The organism is Cyanobium sp. Lug-B (assembly GCF_024345635.1).
GTDB lineage: Bacteria > Cyanobacteriota > Cyanobacteriia > PCC-6307 > Cyanobiaceae > Cyanobium > Cyanobium minutissimum.
The window spans coordinates 1-9205 of record NZ_JAGQBM010000090.1 but is presented as its reverse complement, the minus strand read 5'-3'; the positions used below and the strand labels follow the sequence as shown (position 1 = coordinate 9205).

The window sequence follows — 9205 nt, the reverse complement described above, 5'->3', positions numbered from 1 at the left end:
CAGCCCGGTCTGCGCCGCCGCGACGGCCTGCCCTGGCTGGGCTGGCTGCCGGAGATCGGCGCGGCGAGCGGCGAGGCGGCCGAGGAGGCCGGGGCCGCGATGGCGGCGCTGCAGCAGGTGCTGCGAGGCCGCTGGCGAGTGCTGCAGGCGGCCTAGGGACCCTCGGCCCTCACTCGCCGCGCTCCTCCTCGCCGTTCTCGCCTTCTTCGGCTTCACCGCCGGCACCAGCCGCTCCGGGGGCGCCGGCCTCCATGGTGACGCCGAGCTCGCGGCAGGTGCCGATCGGGTCGACGCCCGGAGCCAGGCCGAGGGCCCTGCGCAGCGCATCGATCTGGCCCACCGACTGGAGGTCGATGGTGCTGGCCACCTGCTGGCAGGCGATCGTCTGCAGGGCCCGGCCATCGGGGCGGCCGCAGCCGGCCAGGAGGCCGAGGGCCGCAAGGGCGGCGAGTGAGACGACCCGAGTCATGGGGATGCCGGTGAGAACGCCCGTCAAGGTAAAGGCGCCGGGCTCACTCCCCCAGGGCCTCGGCCACGGCGCGCTGGAACACCTCCTCCTCTGGGGTGACGCCGGTCCACTGCTCGAAGATCTGCATGGCCAGCTGCACCAGCATCTCGACCCCATCCACCACCGGGCAGCCGTGGCGGCGGGCCGTGGCCAGGAAGGGGGTGATGCGGGGGTTGGTGATCACATCCACCACCACGCAGGCCGGATCCACCGTGTCCCAGCGGACGGGCACGGGCTCCAGCTCCGGCGCGCAGCCCAGGTGGGTGGCATTCATCAGCAGGGTGGTGCCGGCCGGCACCACCACCTCCCCCTGCCAGGGCTGCCACACCGCCGGGACGCCCGAGGCGCGGGTGACGGTGTCGGCCACCTCCTGGCCCTGCTCCTACCGCCGGGTGATCAGGGTGAGGTGGGCCGCGCCGGCCCAGGCCATCTCCACCGCCATCGCCCGGCCGGCACCGCCGGCCCCGAGCATCACCACCCGCCGGCCCGCCAGGGGCGCCAGCTTCTCGATCGCCTTCACCACCCCCTTGCCGTCGTTGTTGTGGCCGATCAGGCGGCCCGCCTCGATCGTGAGGTAGTTGGCGGCACCGATGGCCCGCACGTCGTCATCGACGTCATCGAGCAGGGGCAGCACGGCCACCTTGTAAGGCACGGTGATGGCCATGCCGCTGTAGCCCAGGGGCACCAGGGCCCGCACCGCCAGGGCCAGGTCCGCCGTGTTGGCGATGTCGTTCTTCCAGAACTGCCAGCAGAGCCCGTGGTGGGCATAGACCGCATCGAACATCCGATCGATCGGGTTCTCGGCCACCGGATGGCCGAGCATGCCGGTCATCTGCTTCTGGGGAGGGATCAAGGCGAGCGGGCGGGAGGCCCCAGGGTGGCTGGGGTGGGGGGATGCGGGGAGATCAGGAGGCCGGGGTGCTGCCGTTGAGCCGGCGCAGGCCGGTGAAGCCCATCACCACCGGCGGCTGGATTGGGGTGAGCAGCTCGACCAGGACGATCGGCTGGTCAACGGTCGCAGCAGCTCCAGGAGCCTCAAAATCCTGGCAGGCAACCACTTAGGCCCCTCCCAGACCTCCCCCTGATCATCAATCACGTCATCAAATAATGCCTAGACTGATGGCAGCCGTGGCCACAGCATGCGCACCACCGTGACGCTCGACGATGACCTGCTCGCCAGGGCCGAGCAGCTGTGCGGAGATCTGGAACGCAGCGCCCTGCTCAAGGAAGCCCTTCGGGCCCTGGTGCAACGCGAAAGCGCGAGGCGGCTCGCAGCGCTGGGGGGCAGTGAACCCGCGCTGGAGCCGATCCCCCGCCGCTGAAGCACGACGTGATCCTCGTCGACACCTCCGTATGGGTGGATCACTTCCGCTCTGGCTTGCCGCGCCTTGCCACGCGCCTGCAGGACGGCGAGGTGCTGATCCATCCCTGGGTGATGGGCGAACTCGCCTGCGGGAATCTGCGCGATCGCGTGCAGGTGCTGGGCCTTCTGCAGGGACTCCCGGCTGCCGTGGTGGCCAGCGACGCAGAAGTGCTGCTGCTGATCGAGCGCGACCAGCTGATGGGCCGAGGGATCGGTTATGTCGATGTCCACCTGCTCGCCTCTGCCCGATTGAGCCGCTGCCGGCTGTGGACCCAGGATCGTCGCCTCGCCGCCGTGGCCGAGGAGCAAGGGTTGGTAGAGCCGGAACAAGAATGCGAGTAAGGCAGGCCGGCAACGGCCCCCCTTAGCAGCAACTGACCTGCCCAGCTGGCGCTTCTCTTTGGTCCGAGGCTCCTGCGGGGCAGCTGGAGCACCCCTCGTGCGAAAGAGTGGTGGGGTCTCCCCGGTTGCTGTCGCCATGGCGTCCCTGCGCTGCCACCTGCTGATCGGCCAGCCCGCCAGCGGCAAGACCACCCTCGCCCGGGCCCTGGCGCCCCTGCTGGCCGGCCCTGGGGATCCCCCCGCCCTGGTGCTTTCCACCGACGCGATCCGGGCGGAGGTCTTCGGGGATGCGGCGGTGCAGGGCCCCTGGGTGGACATCCAGCAGCGGCTGCACCAGCGCCTGGTGGAGGCCGTGGCGGCCGGCATCCCGGTGATCGTGGATGCCACCCACGCCCGCCGGGCCTGGCGGCTGGCGATCACCCAGGCCCTGCCCCTGCCGGCACCGGTGGAGTGGATCGGCTGGTGGCTGTACACCGACCTGCCCACCTCGCTGGCGTGGAACGCCCGGCGCAGCCGGCCGGTGCCGGTGCCGGTGATCCAGGAGATGGCGGCCGCCCTGGCCGATCCCCACTTCGGGCCGATGCGTGCCGAGGGCTTCGCCGCCCTCTGCAGCGTGGTGCCCACCCACCACGACGACCTGACGCCGGTGCTGCAGGCGGAGCTGGCGGCGCTGGATCGGCGCATCCGCTCGGCCACCAACCGGGAGCGCCAGGTGCAGCGCCACGGCTACTCCCGCCTGCTGGATCAGGAACGGTTGCTGTTCCTGATCCGGCTGCTGAGCACCTGGCCCGACCTGGCGGCCAGTGATCCCGCCGGCGCCGAGGAGCTGGGGGCGATCCTCTCCCCGTTGCCGGAGGGCGATCTGGCCGATCGAGCGGCGGCCTTCCTGGGCCGCCTGCATGGCGATGCCTACGCCGATGCGGCCGCGATCCGGCGGGATCTGGCCTGGCTGGAGGCCAACGGCTTCTGCAGCGCCGTGCCCAGCACGACGCCGATCCAGCTGGCGCCCCTGGCCCGGACCTCCCACGGGGCCGTCCATGGCGGCCTGCCGCCCATGGGCGACGGGCCGGTGTTCCAGCGGGTGATGACCCTGCTGCGCCACCTGCTCCAGGAGCCCTTCGACCGTCCGGCCGAGCGCGGCAGCAACCTGCACCAGCACCTGATCGCCGCCACCGAGGCGATCCCGGGGGCCTACCTGCCGGGGGAAACGGCCACCCTGCGCAAGGACCTCGAGAAGATCCTCACCCCCTACGGCTTCCGCCACCGCAACGACAACGTGCGCCACGGCTACTGCCTCGGCACCGCCGTACTCTCGCCGCCGCGGCTGCGGGAGCTCCACAACGTGGTGCGCCAGACCGCCGGGCGCCTGGCCGACCCCTCCGCCCAGGACCTGCTCACCGAGCTGGACGAGCGGCTGGGCTGGTCCGGCATCAGCGCCACCGAACAGGCACCGGTGCGCAGCTACGCCCGCCACGCGGTGGTGGACATGGCCCTGGTGCGGCGCGATTCGCTGGCCGCGCCGCGCCGCGCCGAGGCGATCGAGACGGCGATCGTGGAGCACCGCCGCGTGCTGCTGAAACGTTTTGCGGAGATGGGGAGCTTTGCCGACGGTCCCAGCGGGGAGCTGCGGGTCTGGCCGCTGCAGCTGATCTTCCACAACGTCGGCTGGTATCTGCTGTTCGAGGAGGACCACCTCGGCCACGACCAGGGTCTGATCCGCTGCGAGCGGCTCGATCGCCTCGCCCTGGTCCAGTCCCGGGGCGACCTGCGCCGCAACGCCGACAGCCACGGGGCGGCCCTCAGGCGGCTGGAGCGGCTGCTGCACCACAGCGGCGGCATCTACTTCGGCATCGACCTGGAGCAGCAGCGGCAGATCGCCGGCCCGTCGGCCCAGCGCCGCGGCCAGGCGCTGGTGACCCTGCGCTTCTGCTGCGCCCCCTGGTCCTTCGCCTTCATCCGCGAGGGCCTGCAGCGCTACCCGATCGAGCACACCCGCTTCTCCCGGCCGCTCCCGGGGGACACCTGGTGGCACCACCCCAAGGCCCCCCACGTGCTCGAGCCCGGCCCGGCCGGCAGCAGCCACCCCTACCCGGTGGAGCTCGACCTGCCGCCCTGGACCGTGGCCGCCGACATCGATCTGCGCAGCTGGCTGTTCGCCTTCGGCGGCGGCATCCGGATCGAGAGCCCAGAGGCCATGCGCCAAGAGCTGCTGCAGCGTTGCCGGGAAACCATCGAGGCCAACGGCACCCCGGAGGCCCAGCCCGCGGGATTCAGCTTCCGCCGGCGCGCCCGGCCCGACTGAACGTCAGGGTCCGAGGGAGGCCACCGGCCGGCCTCAGATCTTCAGCGTCACCCGGCTGAGCAGGGTGGTGGCGCCGGTGGCGATGAACTGGACCCCGATCGCCAGGGTGAACAGGCCCATCACCTTGATCAGCACCGTCATGCCCACATGGCCCAGCAGCCGGGTGAGGCGGGTGGCGAAGGTGAACATCAGGCCGATCAGGACCGCCATCGCCACGATGGCCCCGAACAGTTCGAGGCGGTGGTCGAGGGTGCGGGCCGCCTCGGCATACACCGTGATCGTCGACATCGTGCCGGCGCCGGTGGTGAGGGGCAGGGAGATCGGCACGATCGCCGAGGAGGTCATCTGCCCCACATCCATGCGCGAGACATCGAAGCTCTTCTCGTGGGAATCACCGGGATCGGTGGCGTTCAGCATGCTCAGGCCGCTGAAGCCCAGCAGCAGGCCGCCGGCGATCTGGAAGGCACTGACGCTGATGCCGAAGAACTGGAGCACCGCCGTGCCCAGGACAAAGGCCCCCAGCATGATCAGCAGGCTGGAGAGGGTGGTGATGCGGATCACCCGCCGCACCTGGCTGCTCGGCAACCCCTGGCTCAGGGTGAGGAATGGGCCGATGGCGGGGAAGTTGTTGGCCACGGCGAACAACCCCAGCAGGTAGTGCTGGAAGGTGCTCGGCACCAGCAGCTCGGGAGGGACGGCCATGGTGCCCACTATCGCTAGGGAGCGGCCGGCGGCTTCCACAGGGGCGGCGTCGCACCCGCCTCCAGCTGGCGCAGGCCCTGGTGCTTCTCCTCGGCGGGCTTCAGCGGCAGGCTGGCGAACTGCACCGGCTTGCTGCCATCCAGCCCGGCCGCCAGCAGGCTGAGGGTCTCACCCGGCGACAGGTTGGTCTGGACCTTCGGCTGCAGCTGGCCCACCAGGAACGGCAGCTTCGCCAGCCGCTCCGGCTGCAGCATCCGCTCCCGGAGGCTGCTGGCCACCAGCTGCTGGTTGCTGCGCCGGCCGGTGTCGCCCAGCCAGGGATCGCGGAAGCGCACCAGCTGCTCCACCTTGTTGCCCCCCAGCTGCTGCAGCCCGGCCTCCAGGTCGATGGTCAGCTTCTGGGTCTGATCGGTGTAGCTCATCCGCCGCGGCGGGCTGAGTTCCAGCCCCCCCAGGCCGTTGACCAGATCCCGCAGCGCCCCCCGGGAGAGCACCAGGTAGCGGTCGGGGGCAGGGGGCTCCAGCCCCACCAGCTCCCGCACCGCATCGGCGGTGAGCGCCACACCCCCGAGGCGGAACGCCTCCCCCAGCCGCTTCGGACCCTTCTGCCCGGGCAGGTTCACCGCCAGTTCGGTGGGCAGGTTGAGCACCTGCAGGGGCCCCTCGGGATTGACCCGCACCAGCAGCAGGGCATCGGCGTTGGCCGGTCCCGCGGGGGCGGCCTTGTTGACCGGCGCGCCGATGGTCTCGGCGTCGCTGCCGATCACCAGCAGGGTGATGGCCCGCGCCGGCGGGGCGGCCAGGCTGGCCGGGCCCACCTCGGGGGTGGGCGCCAGGGCCCGGTCGGGCATCGGCCAGAGCAGCCCCAGGACGCCCATCCCCACCACGGCGCCGGCGGCGGTGATGCCGAGGCTCTTGAGCAGCCGTCCGGTGGCCGGACGCCGCTTCGCAGCCGGAGGCTGGGCCGTAGGGGTCCCGTTGCCGGGGGCCGGGGGTTCGTCGGGGCGGCGGGGCTTCCGGCGGGCGGGCATCGGGGCCGAAACGGAGGGTGGCTGGGGGCACTCTCGCGCAGGCGACGCCGCCCATCGGCCCGGAGGCCACCGCAGAGCGGCGGCATGGGAGCGCAACGACGGATAGCTTGAGCGTCGAGCTCCTGCGCCCACCACCGCTTGTCCTCCGTTCCTTCACCGGCGCCGTCGTCCCTGGCGCCGCACGATCGAGCCCGACCCCTGGCCAAGGGCAGCCCCAAACCGGCCAAGGATCTCTGCAGCGACTGCGGCCTCTGCGACAGCCGCTGGGTGGCCTACGTGCGCCGGGCCTGCGCCTTCCTCGAGCAGCGCTTCGAGGCGATGGAGGAGCAGGTCCACGGCCGCAGCCGCCGCCTCGACGACGAGGACGAGCTCTACTTCGGCGTGCACCAGCGCATGGTCACCGCCCGCCTGCGCCAGCCGATCGAGGGGGCCCAGTGGACCGGCATCGTCAGCCGCATCGGCGTGCGGGCCCTGGAAACGGGCCTGGTGGATGCGGTGCTGTGCGTGCAGCAGAGCCCGGACGACCGCTTCACACCGGTGCCGGTGCTGGCCCGCACCCCCCAGGAGGTACTGGCGGCGCGGGTGAACAAGCCCACCCTCTCCCCCAACCTCGAAGTGCTCGAGCAGCTGCCAGGCAGCGGCATCGAACGGCTGCTGGCCATCGGCGTGGGCTGTCAGATCCAGGCCCTGCGGGCTGTCCAGGCCACCCTGCCCCTGCAGCAGCTCTACGTGCTCGGCCTGCCCTGCGTCGACAACGTCAGCCGGGACGGGCTGCAGACCTTCCTGGAGAGCGCCAGCCGCTCCCCCGACACGGTGGTGCACTACGAGTTCATGCAGGACTTCCGCATCCACTTCCGCCACAGCGACGGCCAGGAGGAAACCGTTCCCTTCTTCGGCCTCGACACGCCCGCCCTCAAGGACGTGTTCGCCCCCAGCTGCCTGAGCTGCTTCGACTACACCAATGCCGGCGCCGATCTGGTGGTGGGCTACATGGGCGCCAGCTTCGGCCGCCAGTGGGTCACCGTCCGCAACCCCCTCGGCCAGGAACTGCTGGATCTGGTGGAACCGGAGCTCGATCTGGCGCCGGTGACCAGCTCCGGCGACCGCCGCCAGGCGGTGCAGCAGGGCATCGACGCCTACGAAAAGGCCCTCAAGCTGCCCATGTGGCTCGCCGAACTGGTGGGGGTGTTCGTGCAGCGCTTCGGGCCGAAGGGGCTCGAGTACGGCCGCTTCTCGATCGATTCCCACTTCACCCGCAACGCCCTCTGGCTGCAGCGCCACCACCCGGAGAAGGTGGACGCCCACATCCCGGCCTTCGCCCGCCGGATCGTGGCCCGCTATCGCCTGCCGACACCATGAGCGACGACCCCAGGGCCTGCGGCGTGCTGCTCCACCCCACCGCCCTGCCGGGCACCCCGGCCTGTGGCAGCTTCGGGGCCGCCGCCCGCGACTGGATCGACCTGCTGGCCGCCGAGGGGGTGGGGGTGTGGCAGCTGCTGCCCCTGGCCCCCACCGACGGCACCGGCTCCCCCTACAGCTCCCCCAGCGGTTCGGCCCTCAACCCCTGGCTGATCGATGCCGACGACCTGGTGGTCGACGGCCTGATCACCGCCGCCGACCGGGACGCCCTGCCCACCGGACCCGAGGATCACCTCGATCCAGGGGCAGCCGGCGCGCGGGCGGCCGCCATCGCCACGGCCCTGGCCCGGGGCTGGGCGGAGCAGCCGCCGGAGCGCAGGGCGGCCTTCGATCGCTGGGAGGAGCGCCAGCGTTTCTGGCTGGTCGACCACTGCCGCTTCATGGTGATCCGCCGCCTCCAGGACGGCCGGCCCTGGTGGGAGTGGCCCGAACCCCTGGCCCGACGCCAGCCCGCCGCCCTTCGGGCCCTGGTCGACGCCCGGAGCCAGGCCCTGCAGGAGGAGGCCCTGCTGCAGTGGCAGCTCCAGGTCCAGTGGGGCCGGCTGCAGGAGAGGGCCCACCGCCAGGGGGTGCGCCTGGTGGGGGATCTTCCCTTCTACGTGGCCCACGACAGCGCCGATGTCTGGAGCCAGCGGCGCCTGTTCTCCCTGCGCGCCGGCGGCGGCCTGGTGGAGCAGAGCGGGGTGCCGCCGGACTACTTCTCCGCCACCGGCCAGCTCTGGGGCACCCCGGTCTACCGCTGGTGGGTGCACCGGCTCACGGGATTCCGCTGGTGGCTGCAGCGCTTGCAGCGGCAGCTGGAGCTGATGGATCTGCTGCGGCTCGACCACTTCCGGGCCCTGGAGGCCTACTGGAGCGTCCCCGGCGCCGATGCCACCGCCGAGCACGGCTCGTGGCGTCCCTCCCCCGGCGCCGCCCTGCTGGGCGGCCTGCGGTCCCGCTGCCGCCGCCAGGGACGGCTGCTTCCCGGCGGCCGGCTGCCGCTGATCGCCGAAGACCTGGGCGTCATCACCCCGGCGGTGGAGGCCCTGCGGGATCGTTTCGCCCTGCCGGGGATGAAGATCCTCCAGTTCGCCTTCGACGGCAACGACGACAACCCCTACCTGCCGGCCAACTACAGCGGCAGCCGCTGGGTGGTGTACACCGGCACCCACGACAACGCCACCAGCCTCGGCTGGTGGCGGGATCTCGACGACGGCGCCCGGGGCCGGGTGGCGGCGGTGGTGGGGGCTGAGGTGCGGGCGCCGGGCTGGCAGCTGCTGGAGGTGGCGCTGGCCTCGCCGGCCGATCTGGCGGTGGTGCCCCTGCAGGACCTGCTGGAGCTGGGCGATGAGGCCCGCTTCAACACCCCCGGCACCATCGAGGGCAACTGGAGCTGGCGGCTGTCGCGCCCCGTCCCCGCCCTGGCGGGGCCCCTCCAGGGCTTCGGCGCCATGGCGGCCCGCTACGGGCGGGGGCGCGGGGCGGCGGCCGGAGCCGGAGCCGGGGGCGGGTAGAGGAACTGGGCCTGGCCCTGGGGCGTGGCCGCCACACCGCCG

At 72.2% G+C, this 9205-nt stretch carries 11 protein-coding genes; 5 read left to right on the top strand and 6 right to left on the bottom strand.

Annotated elements, in window-relative coordinates; all coding sequences use genetic code 11:
* Positions 1-169 precede the first annotated feature (169 nt).
* From KBY81_RS15525 to KBY81_RS15510, 4 genes are all read right to left on the bottom strand, one after another.
* A complete protein-coding gene (locus KBY81_RS15525) occupies positions 170-469 on the bottom strand; it encodes a hypothetical protein (RefSeq protein WP_254976989.1) in 300 nt (99 codons plus the stop codon).
* A 43-nt stretch (positions 470-512) separates the two neighbouring features.
* Positions 513-875, bottom strand: coding sequence for a hypothetical protein (locus KBY81_RS15520; RefSeq protein WP_254976988.1), 363 nt, complete (start codon positions 873-875; stop codon positions 513-515).
* Positions 876-890: 15 nt separating this feature from the next.
* A complete protein-coding gene (locus KBY81_RS15515) occupies positions 891-1340 on the bottom strand; it encodes a hypothetical protein (RefSeq protein WP_254976987.1) in 450 nt (149 codons plus the stop codon).
* Positions 1341-1413: 73 nt separating this feature from the next.
* Entirely contained in the window at positions 1414-1566 is a 153-nt protein-coding gene (locus tag KBY81_RS15510; RefSeq protein ID WP_254976986.1) for a hypothetical protein, read from the bottom strand.
* An 81-nt stretch (positions 1567-1647) separates the two neighbouring features.
* Between KBY81_RS15510 and KBY81_RS15505 the strand changes: the two genes are divergently transcribed.
* The 3 genes from KBY81_RS15505 to KBY81_RS15495 all read left to right on the top strand — a co-directional run bounded on the left by KBY81_RS15505 (position 1648) and on the right by KBY81_RS15495 (position 4515).
* On the top strand, positions 1648-1830 hold the full coding sequence (locus tag KBY81_RS15505) for a type II toxin-antitoxin system VapB family antitoxin (protein ID WP_254976985.1): 183 nt from the start codon (positions 1648-1650) through the stop codon (positions 1828-1830).
* Positions 1831-1838: 8 nt separating this feature from the next.
* On the top strand, positions 1839-2213 hold the full coding sequence (locus tag KBY81_RS15500; protein ID WP_254976984.1) for a type II toxin-antitoxin system VapC family toxin: 375 nt from the start codon (positions 1839-1841) through the stop codon (positions 2211-2213).
* Positions 2214-2349: 136 nt separating this feature from the next.
* Positions 2350-4515 carry an AAA family ATPase gene (locus KBY81_RS15495; protein ID WP_254976983.1) on the top strand — a complete coding sequence of 722 codons (2166 nt, stop codon included), beginning with the start codon at positions 2350-2352 and terminating at the stop codon, positions 4513-4515.
* A 33-nt stretch (positions 4516-4548) separates the two neighbouring features.
* On the opposite strand, the gene KBY81_RS15490 is transcribed toward KBY81_RS15495, so the two are convergent.
* Both KBY81_RS15490 and KBY81_RS15485 read right to left on the bottom strand, forming a co-directional pair.
* Positions 4549-5217 carry a MarC family protein gene (locus KBY81_RS15490; protein WP_254976982.1) on the bottom strand — a complete coding sequence of 223 codons (669 nt, stop codon included), beginning with the start codon at positions 5215-5217 and terminating at the stop codon, positions 4549-4551.
* Positions 5218-5231: 14 nt separating this feature from the next.
* Positions 5232-6248 (bottom strand): LCP family protein, encoded by a 1017-nt coding sequence (locus KBY81_RS15485; RefSeq protein WP_254976981.1) that lies wholly within the window; start codon positions 6246-6248, stop codon positions 5232-5234.
* Positions 6249-6419: 171 nt separating this feature from the next.
* Here KBY81_RS15485 and KBY81_RS15480 point away from each other — a divergent pair, with 171 nt between their 5' ends.
* Together KBY81_RS15480 and malQ are read left to right on the top strand one after the other, a co-directional pair.
* Positions 6420-7607 carry a Coenzyme F420 hydrogenase/dehydrogenase, beta subunit C-terminal domain gene (locus tag KBY81_RS15480; protein ID WP_396103842.1) on the top strand — a complete coding sequence of 396 codons (1188 nt, stop codon included), beginning with the start codon at positions 6420-6422 and terminating at the stop codon, positions 7605-7607.
* The gene (gene malQ / locus KBY81_RS15475) at positions 7604-9163 is read left to right on the top strand and encodes a 4-alpha-glucanotransferase (RefSeq protein ID WP_254976979.1); all 1560 of its coding nucleotides are present in this window, start codon (positions 7604-7606) and stop codon (positions 9161-9163) included. Before KBY81_RS15480 ends, malQ begins: the two co-directional genes overlap by 4 nt.
* Positions 9164-9205 lie beyond the last annotated feature (42 nt).